General features: G+C 42.5%; 25 protein-coding genes and 1 riboswitch. Of the genes, 6 read left to right on the top strand and 19 right to left on the bottom strand.

Annotated elements, in window-relative coordinates; all coding sequences use genetic code 11:
• Positions 1-14 precede the first annotated feature (14 nt).
• Entirely contained in the window at positions 15-2,363 is a 2,349-nt protein-coding gene (locus J2Z37_RS08180) for an FdhF/YdeP family oxidoreductase (RefSeq protein ID WP_209809756.1), read from the top strand.
• Positions 2,364-2,398: 35 nt separating this feature from the next.
• On the opposite strand, the gene ilvA is transcribed toward J2Z37_RS08180, so the two are convergent.
• Entirely contained in the window at positions 2,399-3,646 is a 1,248-nt protein-coding gene (gene ilvA / locus J2Z37_RS08175) for a threonine ammonia-lyase IlvA (protein WP_209809755.1), read from the bottom strand.
• A 233-nt stretch (positions 3,647-3,879) separates the two neighbouring features.
• Positions 3,880-4,476: an undecaprenyl phosphate transporter UptA gene (gene uptA / locus J2Z37_RS08170; protein ID WP_209809754.1), complete on the bottom strand. Its 597-nt coding sequence runs from the start codon at positions 4,474-4,476 to the stop codon at positions 3,880-3,882.
• Positions 4,477-4,740: 264 nt separating this feature from the next.
• Here uptA and J2Z37_RS08165 point away from each other — a divergent pair, with 264 nt between their 5' ends.
• Together J2Z37_RS08165 and J2Z37_RS08160 are read left to right on the top strand one after the other, a co-directional pair.
• A complete protein-coding gene (locus J2Z37_RS08165; RefSeq protein WP_245203657.1) occupies positions 4,741-5,451 on the top strand; it encodes a Crp/Fnr family transcriptional regulator in 711 nt (236 codons plus the stop codon).
• Between the two features lie 114 nt (positions 5,452-5,565).
• Entirely contained in the window at positions 5,566-6,015 is a 450-nt protein-coding gene (locus tag J2Z37_RS08160) for an OsmC family protein (RefSeq protein WP_209809753.1), read from the top strand.
• Between the two features lie 150 nt (positions 6,016-6,165).
• Here J2Z37_RS08160 and J2Z37_RS08155 read toward each other — a convergent pair whose 3' ends face one another.
• From J2Z37_RS08155 to J2Z37_RS08075, 17 genes are all read right to left on the bottom strand, one after another.
• A complete protein-coding gene (locus tag J2Z37_RS08155) occupies positions 6,166-6,936 on the bottom strand; it encodes an ABC transporter ATP-binding protein (protein WP_209809752.1) in 771 nt (256 codons plus the stop codon).
• A 3-nt stretch (positions 6,937-6,939) separates the two neighbouring features.
• Positions 6,940-7,947: an ABC transporter substrate-binding protein gene (locus J2Z37_RS08150; protein WP_209809836.1), complete on the bottom strand. Its 1,008-nt coding sequence runs from the start codon at positions 7,945-7,947 to the stop codon at positions 6,940-6,942.
• A 32-nt stretch (positions 7,948-7,979) separates the two neighbouring features.
• Positions 7,980-8,675: an ABC transporter permease gene (locus J2Z37_RS08145; protein ID WP_245203675.1), complete on the bottom strand. Its 696-nt coding sequence runs from the start codon at positions 8,673-8,675 to the stop codon at positions 7,980-7,982.
• A gap of 88 nt (positions 8,676-8,763) precedes the next feature.
• A complete protein-coding gene (locus tag J2Z37_RS08140) occupies positions 8,764-9,051 on the bottom strand; it encodes a thiamine-binding protein (protein ID WP_209809750.1) in 288 nt (95 codons plus the stop codon).
• A gap of 77 nt (positions 9,052-9,128) precedes the next feature.
• Positions 9,129-9,239: riboswitch (TPP riboswitch) on the bottom strand.
• Positions 9,240-9,268: 29 nt separating this feature from the next.
• A complete protein-coding gene (locus J2Z37_RS08135; RefSeq protein ID WP_209809749.1) occupies positions 9,269-10,468 on the bottom strand; it encodes a pyridoxal phosphate-dependent aminotransferase in 1,200 nt (399 codons plus the stop codon).
• 78 nt (positions 10,469-10,546) lie between these two features.
• Positions 10,547-11,821: a TRAP transporter large permease gene (locus J2Z37_RS08130; RefSeq protein WP_209809748.1), complete on the bottom strand. Its 1,275-nt coding sequence runs from the start codon at positions 11,819-11,821 to the stop codon at positions 10,547-10,549.
• A complete protein-coding gene (locus J2Z37_RS08125; RefSeq protein WP_209809747.1) occupies positions 11,818-12,318 on the bottom strand; it encodes a TRAP transporter small permease in 501 nt (166 codons plus the stop codon). Before J2Z37_RS08125 ends, J2Z37_RS08130 begins: the two co-directional genes overlap by 4 nt.
• Positions 12,319-12,388: 70 nt before the next feature.
• Positions 12,389-13,471 (bottom strand): TRAP transporter substrate-binding protein, encoded by a 1,083-nt coding sequence (locus tag J2Z37_RS08120; RefSeq protein ID WP_209809746.1) that lies wholly within the window; start codon positions 13,469-13,471, stop codon positions 12,389-12,391.
• 90 nt (positions 13,472-13,561) lie between these two features.
• Positions 13,562-13,738 carry an SDR family oxidoreductase gene (locus J2Z37_RS25460; protein WP_245203656.1) on the bottom strand — a complete coding sequence of 59 codons (177 nt, stop codon included), beginning with the start codon at positions 13,736-13,738 and terminating at the stop codon, positions 13,562-13,564.
• A 533-nt stretch (positions 13,739-14,271) separates the two neighbouring features.
• Entirely contained in the window at positions 14,272-15,429 is a 1,158-nt protein-coding gene (locus J2Z37_RS08110; protein ID WP_209809745.1) for a mandelate racemase/muconate lactonizing enzyme family protein, read from the bottom strand.
• Between the two features lie 13 nt (positions 15,430-15,442).
• Positions 15,443-16,216, bottom strand: coding sequence for a class I SAM-dependent methyltransferase (locus J2Z37_RS08105; protein ID WP_209809744.1), 774 nt, complete (start codon positions 16,214-16,216; stop codon positions 15,443-15,445).
• A complete protein-coding gene (locus tag J2Z37_RS08100) occupies positions 16,216-16,587 on the bottom strand; it encodes a VOC family protein (protein ID WP_245203655.1) in 372 nt (123 codons plus the stop codon). The genes J2Z37_RS08105 and J2Z37_RS08100 overlap by 1 nt, the downstream gene beginning before the upstream one ends.
• A 24-nt stretch (positions 16,588-16,611) precedes the next feature.
• Positions 16,612-17,781, bottom strand: a complete 1,170-nt coding sequence (locus tag J2Z37_RS08095; RefSeq protein WP_209809743.1) for an iron-containing alcohol dehydrogenase — start codon at positions 17,779-17,781, stop codon at positions 16,612-16,614.
• A gap of 16 nt (positions 17,782-17,797) precedes the next feature.
• A complete protein-coding gene (locus tag J2Z37_RS08090; protein ID WP_209809742.1) occupies positions 17,798-19,159 on the bottom strand; it encodes an FAD-binding oxidoreductase in 1,362 nt (453 codons plus the stop codon).
• Positions 19,160-19,346: 187 nt separating this feature from the next.
• The gene (locus tag J2Z37_RS08085) at positions 19,347-20,051 is read right to left on the bottom strand and encodes a YheC/YheD family protein (protein WP_209809741.1); all 705 of its coding nucleotides are present in this window, start codon (positions 20,049-20,051) and stop codon (positions 19,347-19,349) included.
• Positions 20,044-20,436, bottom strand: a complete 393-nt coding sequence (gene panD, locus J2Z37_RS08080; RefSeq protein ID WP_209809834.1) for an aspartate 1-decarboxylase — start codon at positions 20,434-20,436, stop codon at positions 20,044-20,046. The genes J2Z37_RS08085 and panD overlap by 8 nt, the downstream gene beginning before the upstream one ends.
• 37 nt (positions 20,437-20,473) lie before the next feature.
• Positions 20,474-21,049, bottom strand: coding sequence for a hypothetical protein (locus tag J2Z37_RS08075; RefSeq protein ID WP_209809740.1), 576 nt, complete (start codon positions 21,047-21,049; stop codon positions 20,474-20,476).
• A 205-nt stretch (positions 21,050-21,254) separates the two neighbouring features.
• Between J2Z37_RS08075 and J2Z37_RS08070 the strand changes: the two genes are divergently transcribed.
• Genes J2Z37_RS08070 through J2Z37_RS08060 form a run of 3 tightly spaced genes read left to right on the top strand, consistent with a single transcriptional unit; the run spans position 21,255 to position 23,579 of the window.
• Positions 21,255-21,422 carry a cytochrome c oxidase subunit 2A gene (locus J2Z37_RS08070; RefSeq protein WP_245203654.1) on the top strand — a complete coding sequence of 56 codons (168 nt, stop codon included), beginning with the start codon at positions 21,255-21,257 and terminating at the stop codon, positions 21,420-21,422.
• A 17-nt stretch (positions 21,423-21,439) separates the two neighbouring features.
• Positions 21,440-21,907: a cytochrome c oxidase subunit II gene (locus tag J2Z37_RS08065; RefSeq protein WP_209809739.1), complete on the top strand. Its 468-nt coding sequence runs from the start codon at positions 21,440-21,442 to the stop codon at positions 21,905-21,907.
• A gap of 1 nt (position 21,908) precedes the next feature.
• A complete protein-coding gene (locus tag J2Z37_RS08060) occupies positions 21,909-23,579 on the top strand; it encodes a b(o/a)3-type cytochrome-c oxidase subunit 1 (protein ID WP_209809738.1) in 1,671 nt (556 codons plus the stop codon).
• Positions 23,580-23,712: the final 133 nt, after the last annotated feature.

Raw genomic sequence — 23,712 nt, 5'->3', positions numbered from 1 at the left:
TTTGGGGTGAGCGAATGGGGAAGACAAAACACACCGGACCAATTCCATTGAATATGATGCCCGATCCTTCTCTATGGGTTAGTACAATGCCGATGGGTTTAGGAAAAGTAAAGCCGCATCATATCCGCGATACTATGAAAGTAATCTATGAAAATCGAGACAATTTACCTTATGCCTGGCGAATTTTAAGCCAAGGGGTGTGTGACGGATGTGCTCTAGGAGTTTCCGGCTTGACCGATCAAACTCTTAAAGGACCTCATCTTTGCACCACACGACTGAACGTATTACGGCTTAATACGATGCCCGCGATCGATCCCATTTGGCTGGAGGATATAGACGAACTGCGTAAACTAGATTCTTCCCAGCTAAGAAAACTTGGGAGAATTCCTTATCCACTATCCCGAAAACCAGGAGAAAAGAAATTCACGCGACTTAGTTGGGAAGAGGCATTGGAGCGGATTGCGGGTAAAATCCGTAAGATTGATCCTAAACAGTTGTCCTTTTATTTAACAGCACGCGGAATAACCAACGAGGTTTATTATACAGCTGCAAAGGTTGCGCGTTTTCTTGGAACTAATAACATTGACAATGCTTCTCGAATTTGCCATTCTCCAAGTAAAACGGCATTAAAACGATCGTTAGGGATTGGCGCCTCCAGCTGTAATTATAAAGATTGGATCGGCACAGATGTACTTGTCTTCTGGGGGTCTGTTGTCGCGAATAATCAACCGGTTTCAACAAAGTACTTATATGCTGCTAAAAAGGCAGGAACAAAAATTATTATGATTAACCCTTACCGAGAACCAGCGATGGAAAATTACTGGGTCCCTTCCATTCCTGATAGCGCCTTGTTTGGCACCAAATTAGTCGACGACGTCTACCAGGTGAATATCGGTGGAGATATCGCCTTCATAAACGGAGTCATCAAGCACTGGCTTGCGATGGAAGAAACGGCTCCAGGATCAGCGATTGATTGGAAGTTTGTCAAAGAACACGCTAATGGGTTGGCTAAGCTTAAGGCACACATTGAGAAACAACAGTGGAATTTGCTAGAGAGCTCTTCCGGAGTCAAACGGGAAAGAATCTGTGAATTTGCAGAAATGCTAGCGGCCGCAAAGGCTGGGGTTTTTGTTTGGAGCATGGGGCTTACTCAACATCGATTTGGAACAGATAACGTGTCACAAGTTGCCAACCTAGCCATCCTGCGCGGTTTTATCGGCCGTGCGCATTGTGGTGTGATGCCGATTCGCGGTCATTCAGGGGTGCAAGGTTCTGGTGAAATGGGTGCAGATCCATTCAGTTTACCTGGCGGGGACATTACTCCTGACCATATCAACCGAATTGAGAAGGTGTGGAATTTCGAGCTTCCCAAGTGGCAGGGCGATATTATTGGGGTAACCTTGGAAAATTCGTTACTTCCCGAGGGCCATGAACGTAAAACAAAGGTGCTCTACACTTCCGGTGGAAACTTCGTAGAGACGATGCCAGACCCTGCTTTTGTGCAAACCTGCCTGGAAAATGTGGAACTACGTGTTCACCAGGATATCATCTTCAATACCTCAACACTTCTCGACGCGAAGGAAGAGGTCATCATCCTCCCGGCAATGACGCGTTATGAACAACCAGGCGGCGGAACTTCCACGAGTACGGAACGGATGGTTTACTTCAGCCCGGAAATTAAAGGCCCACGGATTGAGGAAGCACGTGCCGAATGGGAGATCCTGACAGACCTGGCTTCCAAAGTTTATCCTGAGAAGAAGCGCCTCATCCAATTTGCCGATGCAGCGGAAATCCGTCAGGAAATTGCACAGGCCGCTCCCAATTATGACGGAATACAGCATTTAAAAAATAGAGGGGATGTTTTCCAATGGGGAAATGCCTGGCTTTGTGAGGATGGAAGCTGCCCTACAGCAGACGGGAAGGCGAATTTAATTCCGGTTGAAATTCCCGAGCTTCGGAAACCGGAAGGCCATTTTTACGTTACGACACGCCGCGGCAAACAGTTCAATTCGATGATTTACGACAGCAAGGACCCATTTAATAATGCAGATCGCAATGATGTACTGATTCATCCTGAAGATGCTGCTGCCTTAGAAATCAAAAACGGTGATGCAATCGTCGTCTATAACCAGTATGGCACCTTCCACGGCCGGGCTAAGTGGGAAAATATCCGCCCCGGAAATGTTGAATTGTACTGGCCTGAAGGAAATGTGGTTATTCCTAAAGGGGTGTATGAGAAATATGCAGGGATTCCTGAGTACAATACAGCAGTGGTCGTAGAAAAAGCCGAAACCTACTTTGCACATAAAGATACGAAATATGTAGAAAAACGGGTAGAAGAGCTGGAAACAGCTGTGGAATAAGGAAAAAGGGGCACCCTCGGGTACCCCTTTCTACATTAAATCAATAAATTAAACAAATTTTTATCCTTATTAATTTCCGTATGAGGAAAGCCCTTTTTTTTCATCCGTTCAATTAGAGGCTCGTAATCCTCCGGATTTTTTAATTCAATTCCTACTAAGGCTGGTCCATCATCCTTGTTGTTTTTCTTCGTATATTCAAAGCGAGTAATATCATCGGTGGGACCTAGAACCCCATCAAGGAATTCACGTAAGGCACCCGCACGTTGGGGGAAGTTAATAATGAAGTAATGCTTAAGCCCTTCATAAATCAAAGAACGCTCTTTAATCTCCTGCATCCTGCCAATATCATTATTTCCGCCACTTACCACACATACGACATTTTTCCCTCTAATTTCTTCTCTGTAAAAATCGAGGGCAGCAATTGATAATGCACCTGCTGGTTCTACAACAATAGCACTTTCATTGTAAAGCTCAAGAATAGTTGTACAAACCTTTCCTTCGGGAACAACCATGATATCATCCAATATCTCTTTACAAATTTCTAGGGTAAGTGCCCCAACTTGTTGAACGGCAGCACCATCGACGAACTTGTCAATTTCTTGTAGCGTGAATACATCGTTCATTTCCATTGATTTCTTCATTCCAGCAGCACCTTCAGGTTCCACCCCTACCATCCGGGTTGTTGGGCTAATACTCTTGATATAAGTTCCAACACCAGCTGCCAGACCGCCACCGCCAATAGTTGCAAAAACAAAATCTGGACTAACTTCTGTTTCATTCATAATTTCTAAGCCAACAGTCCCTTGCCCGGCAATTGTCCTAGGGTCGTCAAAGGGATGAATAAATACCATATCCTGTTCCATACAATAGGCCATAGCTGCATGGAAGGAATCATCAAAGGTGTCGCCCGTCAACATAACCTCGACAAAAGGACCGCCAAAAAAACGAACCTGAGAAATTTTTTGTCTAGGTGTAGTGGAAGGCATGAATATCTTCCCTTGAATACCTAAAGCATTACAAGAATAAGCAACACCCTGGGCATGGTTACCTGCACTGGCACAAACCACACCCCTTTGTTGCTCTTCTACCGTAAGACTATGAATCGTATTATATGCCCCTCTAATCTTAAACGACCGAACAATTTGAAGGTCTTCACGTTTAAGATAGACGTTGCAATCATATCGTTTGGACAAAACCTCATTTTTCTGCAAAGGGGTTTTCGTCACTACATCCTTAAGCACTAAATTGGCACGAATAATATCTTCGATCTGGATTCTCCCCATTACCTAGTATTCCTTCTTTCTTTCTGTCTATTTATCTACTTTGCTTCCATTCCCTTAAGAAAAGCTTATATCGAAGTCCATTCGAAGAAGAGGCATCCTTCTTTAGAAGAAGCTTTTCATGCCGATAGGGTTGTTGAATCGAGGAAGCTACGCATTCCTATGCGGTAAAAACATAACATTTCTATTATAGAATTTAATCCTCCATTAATCAATGAATGGTTCGAACCTATTCCCTACGTCGCCTTTCTTTTCTTCAACAAACTGTATCCCAAATATATCACCAGGATGATAACAGCAATTGCAATAATGGGCTGAATATACGGTTTGGCGATATCATTGAACTTTTCCCAATTGTTCCCTAGTTGATGACCGATATAGATAAAGAAAATGGACCAAGGAAGTACAGCAAGTGTTGTATAAACAGTAAATTTCAGGAAGGACATTCTGGCAATTCCGGCTGGAATTGAAATGGCATGTCTAACAATTGGAACAAAACGGGCTGTAAAAATAACGCCTGGTCCATATTTATTAAACCACAGTTCAGATAAATCGATTTGCTTTTTCTTAATCAAGAGGAATCTCCCGTACTTCTCTAAAAATGGTCTTCCACCGTAATACCCTAACCAATAAAGAAACAATTGAGCAATCGTTCCTCCAACTGTCCCAGCAATCACGGCCCCTATGAAGGTAATCTTTCCTTGGGAAATCATGTAACCTCCATAAGCTAGTACAATTTCACTGGGAATCACCTCGATCATCAATCCAAGAGCAATCCCAAAATAGCCCAAATCCGTCAACCAAAGAAGAATACTATGGATAATTTCTGTCATCATGAACTCCTACTCGTATTTTTAGTCAACTTCTAAATTATGTATTTTTCTTATTGTAATAATATGATAAGCTTTTACTATCAAGTACTCCCTTTATTGTATCGTTTTAGTCACATTTGGCAACTTTTTATTGGTTGATTCCCACCAATGAAAGGGAAAAATAACACCAATTATTCATTGATTAGACTTCCTGGATATGATATATAATTAAAGATCAGGATTCATTTATAAAGTTTCCAAACCTAATTAGGGAGGTTTTTATCCTTGGAAACACATTTTACTGAAAAGGCATTTACACAGCTTATACCAGATGAAATAAAAGAACAATTACATTCAATCTCAACATCTCAACATTATCCCAAAGACACGATTCTCTATATGGATGGAGAACCAGCCAAAAATCTATACTTCATACACTCTGGCAAGGTAAAGATCAGCAAGACAACCGCTGAAGGAAAGGAGTTGACACTATATATCTGTCAAGCCAATGAATTGATTGGCGAATTGGCCCTTTTTCAACCAGAAACCACCTATACAACCACTGGCGAGATGATTGAAGAAGGAACGGTTGGTGTGATTTCACGGACAGCTCTTGAAGATCTGTTAAAAGTAAATGGCAAACTTGCCTTGGAATTCATGAAATGGATTGGAGCCGCTTATCGTCGAAACCAATCTAAATTTCGTGATTTAATCCTTCATGGGAAACATGGTGCATTATACTCTACCTTAATTCGGATGACAAACAGTTATGGAAAAGAAGTGCCTAACGGAATTCTAATCGATTTATTCTTAACAAATCAAGAGCTTGCCAAGTTTATTGGCACACCACGGGAAAGTGTCAATCGAATGCTAAGTGAACTTCGTAAAATCGATGTGATTAGTGTAGACAACGGCTATATTACCATTCATGATCTTGATTATTTGAAGAAAGCCATAGATTGCGATGACTGCTCAGATGACATTTGCAGGATTTAATTACAAAACCAAGGTAGAAAGACATAACCTTGGTTTTTTTTGTTCCAAAAAGGGTTTTCATTTGGAAATAGAGAAATAAGCTTATATATTCTAAAAAGAAAGCGGGTGTTTTCATTGGCACAACATAGTTTTCATCTAAAAGCCAATTGGACTGGAGGACGTCTTGGAAATGGTTCGATTGAGATTGGTAACCTAAATTCAACGATTTCAGTACCAACCGAATTAGGCGGCCCAGGGGTCGGAACAAACCCCGAAGATATGCTGATTGGCGCAGCTTCAACCTGTTACCTAATTACGTTGGCATCGGTCCTAGCCAACCGAAAACTAAACATTTTCAGTTTGAGCCTCACATCCGAAGGAATTGTATCTGAAGAGGGTGGCCTTCACTTTGAAAGAATCACTCATCGCCCGACCATTGTTCTACAAAAAGGGGCAACCGATCAAGAAATAGATACAGCACAAAAAGCCGCTGAACGTGCTGAACATGCCTGCATGATTTCCAAAGCTCTACGAGGAAACGTCGAGGTTAGCGTAGAAGCATCTGTCACTGTGGAAGAGGTTTAGGCTAGCAGGATAAAGTGGTTTCCCCTTCAACCTCCCCCGTGGGGAGGAACCAACTGATTTCAGTCCGAATCCTGGGCTTATTCGGACTGAAACAGGGGAAATCAGCACAATAAGGTCCAATTCGAAGGCTTTGTATAAAATTCTTCCCTGTCAATGGCCTGTTCCCTCTTTCAACATTTCCAGTAAGTTTCTCTTTAATCGAATAAAATCCGAATTTGTTGACATCACACTAGTCCGTGGCCGAGGCAAGTTCACTTCAACTTCACCCAAAACCCGCCCAGGGCGAGCTGATAAAACATATATTCGATCGCATAATAAAATCGCTTCCTCAACGTCATGTGTTACAAACAACACTGCATGTTGGAACTTCTGCCACATATCAAGTAGCCACTCTTGCATCTGCATTCGGGTTAGCGCATCGAGCTTGCCAAATGGTTCATCCAACAACATCATATCCTTTTTACACAGAAAAGTCCGGAGGAAAGATGCCCTTTGGCGCATTCCTCCAGATAACATTTTTGGATAACTTTCTGCAAAGCTTTCTAAACCAAATGTAGGCAATAAACCCATTGCCTCCTTACGTGCTTCCTTACGGGGAATTCCTGCTACTTCCATAGGAATCGTCACATTATCCAAGATCGTGCGCCATGGGAACAAAACATCGCTTTGCGGCATGTAACTGACCTCACCCTTCCTTCCAAGCAGGGATTTGCCGTCCATCAAAATCTCTCCTGTATCAGGTAAAGATAATCCAGCAAGGATGTCTAAAAGGCTACTTTTCCCGGATCCACTCGGACCAATCAACCCAACAAACTCATTTTTACCAACGCTCATCGATACCCGGTCTAGAGCCAATACCTGGTTTTGGTTCCCCTCCCCAAAGGATTTTCGCAATTGACTGATTTGCAGCTTCACAGGCATATGTTACCCCTTCTTAGGCAGAAATTCATTAGTAAACGCTTTTTCGGATTCGATCATTTGGGGGATCAGCTCTCGATCATGCATCCACTTCGCGTAACGTTCCCAAACCTCTTTTTTCTGCAAACCCCATTGCGCCGCATCTTCTTGGTATTTTTGACTAACCCATTCCTGGCTTGCCTTGACAAGCTCCGGATTCAATTCCGGTGCATTATGCAATAGGATATCTGCGGCTTCCTGATGATTTTGGATAGCAAATTCATAGCCTTTAGCCGTAGCGGACATAAATTTTTCAACAAGCTCTTTTTGGTCTGTTAGATGTTTTTCATTTGTCACTAATACAGGTGTATAATAATCGAGTGCAGGATCTAGATCCTTTAACATTTGTAAATTCAAGTCCATTCCCCGGCGTTTTGCCTCGACACCGTCCCAGCCGTAATAAATCCATTCAAAATCAGCGTCACGGCCGATTGATGCAAAGAAATCTGTGGCACCCAACGTAATATTTTCTACCTTGGAAAAGTCCGCACCAGCCTTATCCATTACCGCTTTTAAAACAGCTTCCTCGACAGGTGATCCCCAACCACCGTATCGTTTCCCTTCATAATCTTTAGGAGATTGAATGTTTGCCTCAGACTTGGAGGCAAAAGCAGATGTATTATGTTGAATAACAGCTGCAATGGACACCAATGGAATCTCCGTAGCTCTGGCCTGGGTAACAGCCTCCTGATAGCTTACACCAAAATCGGCCTTCCCTGCTGCTACTAGTTGGTCTGCTGTACTCCCCTCACCAGGTTGAATGATTTCCACGGCAAGTCCTTGCTCCTCGTAATATCCCTTATCCTTTGCAACATAAAGCCCCGTATGATTAGTATTTGGCATCCAATCCAACATTACGGTTACCTTCTGTAGATCTTTTGCCTCTGCAGAAGATCCTTGTTCCTTTCCTTCTTGCCCAGAGGAACACGCAGTTAAAACCAATGCAACTGAAAGAAAGCCAGTCCAGAAAAACATAAATTTTGTTTTTAGCATATAAAAAGACTCCTTTACTTGAAATCTGAACGACGATGCCACGGCATAAGCCACCTTGCCATTCCTTCAATCAACCCAAATATAATTAAACTTAAAAATACAATGACAAGTATTGATGCAAAAACACGATCTGTTAAAAAGGATTGCGAGGAACGAGTCATAAATATTCCCAATCCGCGGCTAGCCCCAAGCCATTCACCGATTACAGCACCCATGACACTATATGTTCCTGCAATTCTCATTCCAGAAAAAAAGAAGGGTAACGCAGCCGGGAGCTTAACCATTCGAAACATCTGCCCTTTTGAAGCACCCATTGAAGCTAGCAAACGAATCATTTCTTGATCAACCAGTCGAAAACCGTCTGCCAAATTAACAGCAATTGGAAAAAAGCAAACGAGGGCAACAACCAGAATTTTTGTGGTCATTCCATAGCCAAACCAAATCATTAAAAGGGGTGCAACGGCGATAATCGGAATCGTTTGAGAAACCACAAGCAACGGATAAACCGCCTGACGGATGCGCGTTGATAAATCAATCATAATGGCTATTAATACACCAACCAAAACCGCGATTACTAGTCCCAGTAAAGCTTCATACAGCGTCTGCAAACTATGATGCAAAATGAGGTCTTTCGTTTCCCACAATGATTTCAGAATCAATGACGGGCTGGGAAGAAGCCACTTTTCGATCCCTGAAAGGTGGACTGCCATCTCCCAGATGATCAGTAATGCAATCAGTAAAGATCCAGGTAAAGCAAGGGAAAGCCAACCTTTTGCGCCTTTTCCTGATAGCCTGGATTTATCTATATTTGGCCAGTTTTTCATCCATAGTAACTCCTTCTGGCCTGTAATGAATTTTCATATGTGTCATCACTTCACTTGCCCCAGCCTGAAGACAAGCCTCTTGAGCTTTTTTTACAATTTCCAAAAGCTGATCTAATTCCCCTTCCATTACCGTTTCCATCGCTCCTACTTCATACCGTACACCTGAGTTCATCACGACCTCAATGGCTTTGTCGACGACTTGATATGTATTGCCATCAGCTACCTTAGGCAAAACTTGAAACGCAACATTTACACTTGCCATTTAACCTACCTCCTCAAAAAAATTAAAGAGCTGCCCAAACGGGCAGCCCTATTGTCACGAAAGGTCGAAAGGAATATCCATTCATATTCACTCGTCCCTACGCTGGAATTACCCAGATCAGGTGGAAGGGTCGGTACAACAAATAGTACCCTCTCAGCCAGGTTTACCCAGCTCCCCACGTGTGAATTATATCAAGCCAATTTTATTTTATCAACTTTTAAGATGATTTGACGGTTTCCATAACACGCCCGATTCGGTCCAAACCTTCATGTATATTTTCCAGTGATGTCGCAAAGGAGAAGCGAACATATTCCTCGGAATCTCCTTCATTACGGCTGCCAAAAGAGGTATGTGGAAGTACGGCTACATTTCCTTCCAATAACAGCTTCTGTTGAAGCTCCCTAGACGAAGGAAGCCCCAGCATTTGACATGCCTTGGTAACATTGGCATAAACATAAAATGCCCCCTTTGGAGTCAGGCAGGAAAATCCAGGAATTTGATTGATTCTATTCACAATAACATCCCTTCTCTGCTTTAACTCCTGTACCATTTCCTGAACCGCTGTTTGCGGTCCTGTTAAGGCTTCCACTGCAGCCATTTGGGTAAAAGTCGCCACACAGGAATCACTATTGGTGACCAATCGAGCCATTAATTCAGCCAAGGGCTGACACATCACACCATATCCTATGCGCCACCCGGTCATTGCATAGGTCTTGGAGAAGCCATTTAGGATGATTGTCCGCTCTTTCATACCTGGGAAGGATGAAATGCTTTTGAATTCCCCTTCATAAATCAATTCCGAGTAGATTTCATCGGATAACACCCATAAATCATGCTTTACAGCAAGCTCTGCAATTTTTTGCAGATCCTGTTCTGCGATGATCCCCCCTGTTGGATTTTGCGGGGAGTTGATAATTAATAGTTTTGTCTTCTCCGTAATTTTCGACTCTAGTTCTTCTGGGTCTAAAGAAAACCCGCGTTGCTCGCGAAGAGCGACAGGGACTGCTTTTCCCCCGACAAAGCGGACAACAGATTCATAGATTGGAAAGCCTGGATTGGGATAAATCACTTCATCTCCCGGATTAACCAATGATAGAATCGTGTGGAAAATGATCGGTTTTGCTCCCGGAGTGATTACGACATTTTCTGGGCCTACAGTAATCCCGTTCATCTTGGAAACATGATTTGCCACGGCTTCGCGCAATTCCATAATTCCAGCTGATGGCGCATAATGAGTATAGTTTTGATCGATTGCGCTTTGTCCCTTGACTTTGATATTTTCAGGGGTATCAAAATCTGGTTCGCCAATGGCAAAGCTGACAATCTGTCTGCCCTCGGCCTCCAATTTTTTTACTTGTGCTAACACTTCAAAAGCATTCTCAGTTCCTAATAGTGACATTCGGTCTGCAAATTTCATATGTATTTCTCCCTTTCATAATTTTATATTATTATACCCCCCAACTATTGTTGAGGGGTAGAAAAATTTATCAAATAGTTATTTAAATAAATGTGGCAGCCACATGGTTACCTGAGGAATGTAACTAATAATCATTAAGTCAACAATCAGAACAAGGATGAATGGCAAGATCGCCTTGGTTATATCCTCCAGTGTAATCTCAGCGATCTGACAGGATATAAAGAGGTTGACCCCGACTGGTGGCGTACACATTCCCATGGCCAAGTTCACGATCATGATCATCCCGAAATGAACCGGATCGATGCCAAATTGTGCAGCTACTGGTGTGAGCAATGGTGCCAGAATAATAATTGATGCACCCGTCTCAAAGAACATACCTACGAAAAGCAATAATACGTTAATCACTAGCAGGAATACAAAGGCATTACTTGAGATGTCCGTGAAAAAGGCTGCTATTTTTTGCGGGACCCCTTCACGGCTCAAAATCCAGCCAAACAATCCAGCATTGGCAATGATAAACATAATAATTGATGAAGTAACCGCGGATTGACCTAGTAAGGAGAGAACATCCTTCCACTTGATCTCCTTATATACGAACACACCGATGATAAAAGCATAGGCAACCGCAACTCCCGCAGCTTCCGTTGGAGTAAAGATCCCGCCGTAAATTCCACCAAGGATAATTACTGGCATGAATAAGGCAAAAAGCGCATCTTTAAAGGCTTGCCAACGACCTGCCCAGCTTACTCGCTCTTCACTTTGGTAGCCGCGTTTTTTAGCAATGAAATAAACCGTAATCATTAAGGAGAGTCCGATTAACAACCCCGGTATAACCCCAGCCATAAACATGTCGCCAATGGAGGTTTCTGTGGTGACCCCATAGAGGATCATCGGAATACTTGGCGGAATAATAACTCCTAATTCACCAGATACAGCCTGAATAGCTCCCCCGAAATTACGATGATATCCTCTTTTTACCATGGCAGGAATAAGAATGGAACCTAAGGCAGCAACCGTAGCGGCACTAGATCCGGAGATCGCGGCGAAAAACATCGAAGTAACAACCGCAACAAGACCAAGTCCCCCGGTAATGTGACCAGTAAGCGCGTTGGCAAAGTTGACTAATCGTCTAGAAATACCCCCCGTTTCCATCAGGGTTCCCGCCAGGATGAAAAACGGAATTGCCATCAAAGGAAAGGAATCAATGGAAGTAAATTCACGCTGGGCCATAATAATGAGAGGAATTCCTCCGCCCCACCAAACAGCAAGGGCCGAAGCCAATCCCATAGCTATGGCAATCGGTACACCGAGGATAAGGAAGCCGCCCAAGGAAAGAAATAATATGGTACTCACGCAGCTTCACCTTCTTTCACTGCTTCTTTGGAGAGTAACAATTCGATGATGACGGCAATCGCATTGATTGTTAATAGCACAGCGCCAATGGGTATACTTGCGTATGGAATGGACATGGGGATTTGCATTGCGGCAGAGAGCTGCGTGCTAACCTTTTCCATCATTTCGATCCCCTTTATAAAGAGGATAGCAAAAAGGATAATGCCAGTAAGGTTTATTACTATTTTCAACACCCTTCTAGGGTTGAAAGAGAGACGCTCAGAAATAAATTCAACCGCGATTAACTGTTGTTTACGAAGGGCCAAGGCTGCCCCAACAAATATGCTATATGCCATTAAATAGCGTGCAAGTTCTTCCGACCAGGGAAGAGGAATTCCTAAAATATAACGGGATAGTACTTGAAAGATAATTACGACAGACATAACTCCTAAAACAACACCTAGGAGTATCGTTAACCATTTATTAAAAGAATCAATTACACGTAATAGTCCGGCCATTTTCTCTCCCCTTTCCTTATTGAATGTTAAGAGGGTAGAATGGATCCTCTACCCTCTTAGGGTACTTCTATTACTTCGTGTCCAAAATTTTCTTTACAAATTCGCCATACTCTGCTTCATATTTCTTATACACCGGCTCAGATGCCTTGCGGAATGCCTCTTGATCATATTCAGACGCGGTAAGAACTTCCATTCCGTTATCCTTTGCAGTCTGGATATATTTCTCCTCTAAATTTGCAATAAATTCACGCTCGTAATCACGTGCAGCCTTTGCTGCATCCTCAACAATTTTTTGCAGTTCTGGTGAGAATCCATCAAATTTAGACTTGCTAAACAAGAATGGTGCCGGACTATAGAAGTGACCGGATAATGTCATATATTTTTGTACTTCATAAAATTTGTTTGGTACGATAACAGACAATGGGTTCTCCTGCCCATCAACAACCCCTTGTTGCATAGAAGTAAATAGCTCAGTAAAGGCCATTGGTGTCGGAGCAGCACCATATTCCTTGAAGGAATCCAAATGGATCTTGTTTTCCATGGTACGAATTTTAATCCCTTTTAAGTCTTCAGGCTTTATGATTGGGTGCTTGCTGTTAGTCATATTACGGAAACCGTTTTCCGCCCAAGCAAGGTTTTTAATGCCTACACTCTCTAATTGTTTGTTTACTTCATCACCCAACTCACCGTCAAGCACCTTGTATGCATGTGGCTTATCTCTAAATAGGAAAGGAAAATCAAAGGCGTTGGAAAGCGGTGCAAAGTTTCCAACCGGACCGCTGGAAGTAATCGTAGCATCTAGAGTACCTAATTGCACAGCTTCGATCATTTCGCGTTCTCCACCAAGCTCACCGTTCGGATGAATTTCTACTTTTACTTTTCCATCTGTATTCTTCTCTACCAATTCTTTAAATTTCGCTGCATAAGCTTGGTAATGAGAAGTTTCAGAGTCTGATGTTGCATGCCCAACAGCAATGGTTGTTTCTTCAATATTTCCTGCGCCACCTGACTTTTCTCCGCCAGATGAGCTGTTTGACGGTGCAGGTTGGCTAGACCCACCTGAGTTGGATTGCTCTGCAGGTTTGCTTCCGCAACCTACTAAACTACCTGCTGCCAACATTCCTACTAGAACTAAAGATATTCCCTTTTTCATGTTTTACCCCCCACTTATTTTTTAATTTAAAGGTGTTTCTTCCATTCAAAAAGTGTTTTCTCACCCCCTTAAACCCCTCACAGAGGGACATTAAATTCCTTGGCCGCCATCTACCGATCCCGTAATCAAAGGTGCTTCCTCTGAAGCTAAATAAGCGGCCATATTGGCAATGTCTTCAGGCCTGCACATTCTGCCTAAAGGCACGGAATCTTCGAAAACCTTACGTCCTTCCTGCTCGTCCATATGGGCGATAAATGTCGGCAGCATAGTGTTTCGGCTGAGCCTGGATTAATAGCAACAACGCGAATTCCTTCTTTACCAGTTTAAGGAGTAATATTGCACCTTTTGAAGCACAGTAGGCATTAAGCCCTGGTCGTGCTCTTTTAGAAGCAATGAAGCGATGTTGTGTGGTATTTACGTAACCGTTTACATTTAGTTATTCTTTCAGATAACCTACACTGAATATCGACCATTTGATACGAATCGACCGGATTCTACCAAAATCTGAATCCTCACACCATATTGTCGATTTATTTACTACTTTCTGTCTAAATTATATATTTCACAAATTACCCGGTCAATAGAATCTTTGGAAAATTAATTAAGAAATTTTGTTTTCAGTTTATTTGTGTCCATATAGATGTGATTTCCTGTGTCTATGCACTCCCTCCATGACGTGGATAAGAATATTCATCGCTAAAGAATGTTTATCTAAAAACAAATTAACAAAAAGAAAAAGGCATAATAGGAGAAAAGCCTCCTTTTATGCCTTTTTACCCAATCATAATTACAAAAATTTGCTACACCCTAAAAACGGGTTTACTGTACTCTACAATGACGTCTTTATTTACATCCACACCAATTCCAGGCTGGGTAGGAATTTTGACCTTTCCATTTTCCATTCCGATGGCATGATAAATAAGGTCTTCGCGGAATGGATGAGCGGATTGATCATATTCCAACATCGGTTCATCGGGATTAAGAGCTAAGGGTGTCGGGGGTAAACTTGCGATAAACTGCAACGAAGCTGCTAACCCGATTCCTGAACCCCATACATGTGGAACTAGCATTGTCCCCCATGCTTGAGCCATGGCAGCAATTTTTTTACATTCCGTAAATCCTCCTGAAGAAGCCAAATCCGGCTGCAAAATATCTAGAGCCCCACCAGCAATCCACCCTCGATAGCCAATTTTCCCAAATACGTTCTCCCCTGAGGCGATATATGTGCTGGTTAGTCCTTTTAGCTCCCGATACCCCTCCATGTTTTCTGGAGCCAATGGCTCTTCAAAGAAATGAAGCTTTGCTTTCTCACACTCCAGCAGAATTCGCCGCGCAGCTGCAGTATGATAAGCGCAATTGGCATCCATCATAATCCGGATATCCGGTCCAACAGCTTCCCGGACACTATATACATATTTGATATCTTCCTCAACCCCAAAGCCGGTTTTTAATTTAAACGCTTTAAATCCTTTTGACAAATGGCGTTTTGCCTCAAGGACTGCCTCCTCCGGATAGGATTTTCCGCGCACACGATAAAACCCTGTTGCATAAGGAGTTACCTCTGTTCGAAAAGCTCCGCCAAGCAGCTTATGAACTGGCTTACCAAGCTTCCTTCCGATCGCATCCCACAGGGCAATGTCGACTCCGCTGATGGCATTCACTGCCGCACCACCCTGACCAAACGGTCTACTCCTGTTATACATCTCTTCCCATAAAACTTCTACATCAAAAGGGTCGCGCCCGATCAGCAGTGGTTTAAAACAAAACTGTACAAAGGACGCTGCGATCTCCGGTGGCTGCAATCCGTGACACAAGGATTCACCCCATCCGGTGATCCCTTCATCTGTCACGATTTCCACAATCATTGTGCTCCTTTTTTCTACCCATCCCTGTGAAAAAGCAAACGGCTCTGACAGCTCCGTAGTTAAGACATGTGGAATAACATCGATGATTTTCAAGGTTAATTCTCCCCTATTCCTTGATAGCTAGTATACGAATTCGTTTGTAATCTGCGATCCATTGATTTCCATGAAATAGCTGTGGGCGCACCAGATCCTTCACCTGGGTGAAAATCAGATCCTTTTGCCCTTCGGAAAACCCTTTAAAAAAGCTGTCACCAAACATGTTCAGCCAATGATCGAGGCCGTTTTCACCGTCTTTAAGCGGGGTTGGCCGATCAAAATGAGCAGCATAAGTCAACCGAAATCCTTGGTTTTCAAGAATCTGCGCATATTCTCCAATACTAGGAAAATACCATGGATTCCTTTCCCCTGGATCAACGCCCTGCTTCTCTAATACAGTAGAAATTGCTTTGACAATGGTCTGAACGTTTCCTTTACCACCAAATTCAGCTGTAAAACGCCCTCCTTGGCGCAAAGCACCCCTTACAGATTCAATGACTTTTTCCGGCTTTTTCATCCAATGCAAGGCTGCATTTGAGAACACCGCATCAAAATTCTGTTCCAGCTGAAAACTCTCTCCATCCCCTTGAAGAAATCGGAGATTAGGGTATTTTTGCTGTGCCTTAAAGATCATCTCGGTGGACATATCAAGACCAACAGGCACAGCTCCACAAGCTGCTATTTCCGCAGTTAAGTCCCCCGTGCCGCAACCGAGATCCAAAATCTTTTCACCAGTCTGTGGTTCCAAAAGGGAAAGGAGACCCTTTCCAAATTCAGCCACAAACCCCAATTTTCCATCATATAGATTGGCATCCCAGTTCTGTTTCATGTTTGATCCGCTCATTACCGTTCCACCAGTTCTAATTTTTCCCCGTTAGGACCTTTAAAGAAGGCAATTTTAACATCCCCCAAAATAAGTCGCGATTCGGTATCCACCATCTCTACACCCATTTTAGTAAGGCGTTCAATTTCTTCTGAAATATTATCCACACGGAAAGCTAGGTGATTGACCAACCCCTCCACTTCATCCATATTTCGGCCGGCAACCAGTTCGATCTCCATATCCGCTTGCTCTGGAAAATGTAGAAAGGCTAATTCTACGGTTTCATTCAAAAATTGTCTTCTTCTTAGCACAAGACCAAAAGCCTTTTGATAGAATTGAATCGATAGATCCAGATCCTTAACCATAATGCCAACGTGTTCCAATCTTTTCAAAAACCTCGCCACCTTTTTTCTGGATTAAAATTGTTCAAGATTTCCGTGGTAAGCTCGTTCAATAATCGCCTGAATATCTGCAGCCCTTGTCAACCTTGGATTAATTAAAACATTTCCGCTGCGCATCGAATCCTCAACCAGTTTTGGAAGTTGCTCTAAATCTACTCCCAAGTCGCGAATATTCAAAGGAATCTTCATCGCTTGATTCATCTCAATCACTGCCTCGATCGCTTTTTCCCCTGCCTCAAGAACTGACAAACCATCTACGTTTTTCCCAAGTGCTATGGCAATATCACGATATTGTGCTGCACATGCAGGAAGATTAAACTTCATGACAAATGGTAAAAGGGCTGCGTTGGCGATTCCATGAGGAATATTAAACACCCCGCCGAAAGTATGGGAGATCGCATGAACGTTTCCTAATCGTGACTGGGCGAAAGCAGCACCAGCAATTAAAGAGGCAACAAGCATATTTTCTCTAGCTTTTAAGTCCGTTCCCACAAAATAGGAGTTTAGCAGATTTTCTCCGATCATCTTTACGGCGTGAAGGGCAAAAGCTTGACTGACTGGGTTAGCTGCCTTTGAGGTATATGACTCAATAGCATGTGTCAAAGCATCCATACCTGTTGCTGCAGTAATTCCTTGTGGAAGACCTACGGTTAACTCTGGATCCAAAATGGCCAATACTGGATAAAGGCTAGGGCTAATAACAGCTGCTTTAAAGTGGGTTTCCCTATTTGTTATAACTGTCGAAGCTGTTGCCTCACTACCAGTTCCAGCAGTAGTAGGAACAGCAATAATCGGCAGTGGATCAGCTTTAAGCTTTCCTACACCTTCGTAATCTAAAATATTTCCGGGGTTTGTAGCCATTGCTGCAATCCCTTTCGCTGTGTCAATACTGCTCCCTCCACCGATCGCAAGGACCGCATCGGCGTTTCCAAGCTTTAGCAAATCAAGGCCTTTGTGTACCGTCTCTGCGGATGGATTGGGCTCAACCTCATCAAAGACAGCATAATCCAATTGCGCTGCATGGATGGATTCCACCAGGCCGGATAATAAACCTGCATCTTTTACCCCTTTATCGGTGACGATCAAAACTTTGGAAAGTCCCAATTCCTTAATAAACTGTCCTGCTTTTTGAATCATTCCATTTCCGCACTCTACTCTTGTTGGCATTAAATAACGAAAAGACATTCTACATTACTCCTTTTTATATAAATATTTTTCCTGGGTTCATAATTCCATTGGGGTCAACAGCTGCTTTGAAAGCTTTCATTACATCAAGCGCATCACCATGTTCACGACGCTGGTACTTTGCTTTCCCAATTCCTACCCCGTGTTCCCCTGTACAAGATCCCCCACGGGTTATAGCATAATCAACGATATGCTTGTTCAGACTCTCAGCTTTTAACATTTCTTCTGGATTATCCAAGTCTATCATCAAGATAATGTGATAGTTTCCATCCCCGACATGACCTAAGATAGCACCGTCAATTCCTGCGTCATCCATCGCTTTTCTAGCATCTTTAATCGACCCGGCAAGTTCGGAAATCGGCAAAACGACATCTGTCACCATCATTTTCTTCCCAGGGGAGCGATGAATGAAGGCATAGGCTAAATTGTGGCGCGCCTCCCATAACTGTGCCCGTTCCTTGGAATTCGTTTCAAAAATAAACTGTTCACAATGGTTTTCATCGGCTAATTTTTTAGCAAAATCGACCTCATAATTTAGACCCTGTTCATTTCCGTGAAACTCAATAAAAAGCGTTGGTTTTTCAGGGTAGTTCGTTTGACTATATAGATTCACCTGCTGGATGGAACGAGCATCGACTAGTTCAATACGAGCTACGCCGATCCCTGCAGATAGAATATCTACGACAGTTGAAACCGCTTCCTCAACAGTCGGAAAAACAGCACGGGCCGCTAGAATGACCTCAGGAATCCCGTAAACCTTAAGCGTCAATTCAGTAAAGGCGCCTAACGTTCCTTCAGACCCTACAAACAGACCCGTCGTATGATAGCCTGACGAAGATTTTGCAGTCATGCTTCCCGTATGGATTACACGTCCATCTGCAAGAACAACCTCCAGATCCCTTACCTGATCACGCATAATTCCGTAACGTACAGAGGTTGTCCCACTTGCATTGGTGGCCGCCATCCCCCCTAAGGTAGCATCTGCACCAGGATCAACAGTGAAAAACAACCCGTACTTTTTCAATTCTTTATTCAGTTGTCCTCTTGTTACACCCGGCTGTACCTTGACCAAAAAGTCCTGCGGGCGAACTTCAAGAATTTGATTCATCAGCTGGAAATCGATAGAGATCCCACCTTGGTAAGGGATCACATGGCCCTCTAAACTGGTTCCCAACCCGTAAGGAACTATAGGGATTCGGTGTTCATTGGCAAAATGCAAAACTTTACTTACTTCCTCTGTATTTTTCGGAAAAACAACAACATCTGGTAAATGAGGTGTATGGTATGACTCATCATGGCTGTGATGTTCCAATACGGTAGGATTAGTACTTACACTCTCTTCACCGATCAATCCCCTTAATTCCTGCACAAAGTCCAATCTGTTTCCCTCACTTCCTAACATGGATTCATTAGATATCTAGGTATCTTCTAAATTATTAGATATATTCAGATTCACTTTCCTGAACCTGGATTTAAATCTACTTTTATATTACCACTCTATTATTTATAGGTACAATGGTTGATTAATTGAAGATGAAAAAGCATCCCTTGAAAGGAATGCTTCTTTACCTTTTTTGGTATTTTATAATCCGCTTATACATGGATTTATCCTTTAATCTTAAGAATAAAGAAGTTGCTGGCGCAAAATTTGTTTCAATAATCCATACCTTCTTTTTCTTATCTACAGCCATATCCAAACCAATAACCCGCAGTCCCCGGTAATGACGGCTTAAACATTTCGTTGCACGTAAAGCTATTTTGTTTAACTTTTTTCTTACCGCAGATGATTTTACTGCTCGTTTTAGAGGAATAACTTTTCCTTTGCTTCTTGCCGTATTGGTGATAATATATCCTGGCCCTGCAACCTTAACAAGTCGTCCGGTAACCTTCCAGGGCTTCCGCTTTCTACGTTGGACCATAATGCGAATATCAAATGGGCGATGATTATATTTAGCAAGATGGATTCTTTGCTGGACGATGTAACTGTTCTTACCTATTTTCTTCCTTAGGTATCTTATCAACTTCCTTTTACTATGAAATTTACGTTTTTTCACCTCGCGATGAACGCTAAACTTCTTCCTTCCAGACGCAATCACACGAATGACTCCTGCCCCGCCTGATCCATTTGTCGGTTTGACAATGACATCTCGGTGTTCTTTTAACAATTCCCAAAATTTTTTGTCATTATATGAGCGTGTTTTAGGCAAAGCCCTTTTCAACCTGGAATCTTTCCGTAAAATTAAATATTTTTGCCATTTTCCCTTATTCACCGGTCATCTTTCCTAGCTTGAGATCAATCTCTTTGACCTCGGTAATTTGATTATTCCCGTCGACAAAAACTATTTTTGGCATCAATTCGTTAATTTCCTCTGAAGTAAATAATCCAAGACTTAAAATAATAACGACATCCCCAGGTTGGAATAAATGGGCGGGCGGGCCGTTCAAACAAATCTCACCAGAATTGTTTGTCCCAGGCAGGGCATACGTTTTCCACCTGACTGCATTTCGCAAACTGGTTACTTGCACCATTTCATAAGGTAAAATATTGGCGGCTTTCATTAACTTTGAATCAATTGTGATGCTTCCTACATAATCCAAATTCGCCTCGGTAACTGTTGCCCGGTGAATTTTCCCTTTACACATCATCCGCTGCATGGCAGGACCTCCATTACATTGTACAGTCATCGACATTCTAATGTATGTGAGAGTCCTGTTCGATGCGTGTAGGCCATCCCATCATTTTAAATAGATCATGGGCAAACTCGCGCAGTTGATCTTTTGCTGTCTCCGTTAAGGCATATCCTTCTTTCATCACAGCCGGATCCCCGGTCTGAAATCCTTCAATTTCTGTCTGGATTCCTTTACGCAGATCCATCAGCAAGTTTTCATATTGCCCCTTGCTCTGGGTCAATACCGGATGTTCTGGAACAATTCCATTGTGCAGCTGGTTCCATATAAAAAGAATTTTTTCATTAGTTTGTTCCATAATCGATTCTGCTTCTGTCGATTCGTCATGTTCCTGTGCTTCTGCAAGATGCACTTCAAGTTCAGAAAGAACTTTTAATGTGCTAGTGATCAATTCTCTAAAACTTTCTAGGTATTTTGAATCAATAGACGTGAACTCCCCCTGATCAACAGCTATATCAAAAGCATTGCCATACAGGACAGATTCATTGATTTGCAGCTTTTGCTCGCTTTGTGGATTACAGCCTGCAGCCATTCCTATAATCAAGCAGATGAACAATAGTCTTATCAGAATCTTCCCCACTCCCTCATCTCCCGAATCGTATTTCTCTTATCATTATCAAGATATGAGCTTGTCCGATGGGTTATGCAGAAACGTTATTACTATACTTAGCTTAATAATTGTTCATAATTTGTTCATCGGTATTAGTGATTTAAATCACACCCTCACCAAATACCGCAACCCTATAATTTGGTTATCAAATAAAAACAAAAAGGAAGTGACAACCATGGCACAACTGCCTCATCAACCAAATCGCCGCCCTGTAGCTAACAAAAAAATAAATCCAGAGGAGAACCAAAACCTAAAAGGTACATTGGTTGCCGTATTTACCGTTGGTTTCATCATCATTGCAATGTGGGTGAGTGTTTACTCCCTATTTTTATCAAGAGTGTAGGAAAGGGGTCAGAAAAAATGCATTTTCATCGGTACGAGAAATATTGGTTAATATTTGGTTTATGTACACTTGTTGTCTTCCTAACGATTGTTGGAGTCAACGCATTCTCCGGGGGACATCAGCCTCCAACTGGAATGATGACGCTTGACCCGACGAAGGTAGACCAAACGCCTCCGTTTGATCAGCCTGGACTGAAGAAGGTCGACGATAACACTTACGAGGCTAATCTTATTGCGATGGCTTTCGGTTACAATCCTTCCAAAATTGAGGTGCCAGTTGGTGCAAAGGTTATATTTAATGTAACAAGTAAAGATGTAGTTCATAGCTTTACGATTCCCGGCACAAACGTCAATATGATGATTACACCCGGGCATGTCAACACATCAGAATTTTCCTTTGACAAGCCAGGTTCTTATCTCGTTCTATGTAATGAATATTGTGGCTCTGGTCACCACATGATGCAAATGACAATCGAGGTGAAATAAGATGAATTCAGTAGTAAAAAGCCCTAAAGACTCTAAACTAAGTATGTCTTACCTAACCGTTGGTTTCATCGCTGTGTTTATCGGGGCGATCTGCGGATTATTACAAGGCTTAGTTCGGGGTGGAGTCATTGAACTCCCATCCTTTATCAACTATTATCAACTCCTAACAGCACACGGTGTTTTACTTGCACTTGTATTTACCACTTATTTTATTTACGGACTTTTGTTTGCCGGCGTTTCAAAAACAATGGGGGCATTAAGTGATAAAGCACGTTCCATCGGATGGATTGGTTTTTGGGTCATGACGATCGGAACCATATGTTCAACAATCATGATTATTTTAGGTGAAGCAAGTGTATTATACACTTTCTACGCACCATTAAAGGCCCATCCATTATATTATATTGGCTTAGCTTTAGTCGTTGTTGGATCATGGATTGGCGGAGCAGCTATGCTTATGCATTATTCTGGTTGGAGAAAGAAAAATTCCGGAAAATTGAGCCCGCTATTTGGCTATATGACGACCGCAACGATTATTTTATGGATTGTATGTACCATTGGTGTCGCAATCTCCGTTCTATTCCAGTTCATTCCATGGTCTTTCGGATGGGCTGATCGTATTAATGTCTTATTGAGTCGAACTCTATTCTGGTATTTTGGTCACCCTCTCGTCTATTTCTGGTTACTTCCAGCCTACATTATTTGGTACGTATGTATTCCAAAGATCATCGGCGGGAAAGTTTTCAGTGATTCGCTAGCACGTTTATCTTTTGTCTTATTTATATTGTTCTCCATTCCGGTTGGATTTCACCATCAGTTGACGGAGTCAGGGATTCCAGAAGGTTGGAAGTTTCTCCAGGTCGTATTAACCTTTATGGTTATTACTCCATCTCTTATGACCGCCTTCTCTCTATTTGCAACATTCGAAACAACTGGTCGTGAGAAAGGTGCAAGAGGCTTGTTTGGTTGGCTGAAGAAGTTGCCTTATAACGATGTACGTTTCTTTGCTCCTTTCATGGGTATGCTTTTCTTCATCCCCGGAGGTGCTGGTGGGATCGTAAACGCAAGTCACCAAATGAACACCGTGATTCACAATACACTATGGGTAGTTGGACACTTCCATATAACCGTTGGAACACCTGTCGTTCTTACTTTCTTCGGTGTTACCTATTGGCTTGTACCATATCTAACTGGTAGAAAATTAACCCCTGCTTTAAACAGAGCAGGTATGATTCAGACCATTCTTTGGTCCGTCGGAATGTTCTTTATGTCAACAGCCATGCATATCTTGGGATTGTTTGGAGCGCCTAGAAGAACCGCTTACAGCACTTATCAAGATAATCCAACTGCGTTAGAGTGGTTCCACGGATTTTTCGCTCACTACACCACCGTTGCCTTGGGTGGAACGATTCTTTTCATTGCAGCGATGATGATGGTTTACTTGTTCTTCCACCTTGCATTTTTCGCACCTAAAGCTGAGAATGATATTGAAGCAACTGAATTCCCAATCGGAGAAGTAGCAGAACATGCATACACTACTCCGCGGATTCTAGAAAATTGGAAAGTATGGATCGGGATTGTTGTCGTGTTAATTCTGATTGCCTATACGATCCCGGTTACAGATATGATCACACATGCACCAGCAGGCTCTCCACCAATACGGACATGGTAATTGATGAACTGTAATTTAATTATAGGGGCTATCCATCGTAGGATAGCCCCTTTTCATTTTGTTCACCTTTGTAAAAATTTGTCGTTAGTTTTAATTTTCAGAAACAACATAATCCGGGATTTTTCATGATAAT

It is taken from the genome of Ammoniphilus resinae, from assembly GCF_017873965.1.
Taxonomy (GTDB): Bacteria; Bacillota; Bacilli; order Aneurinibacillales; family RAOX-1; genus Ammoniphilus_A; species Ammoniphilus_A resinae.
This window is presented reverse-complemented; position numbering and strand designations above follow the sequence as displayed.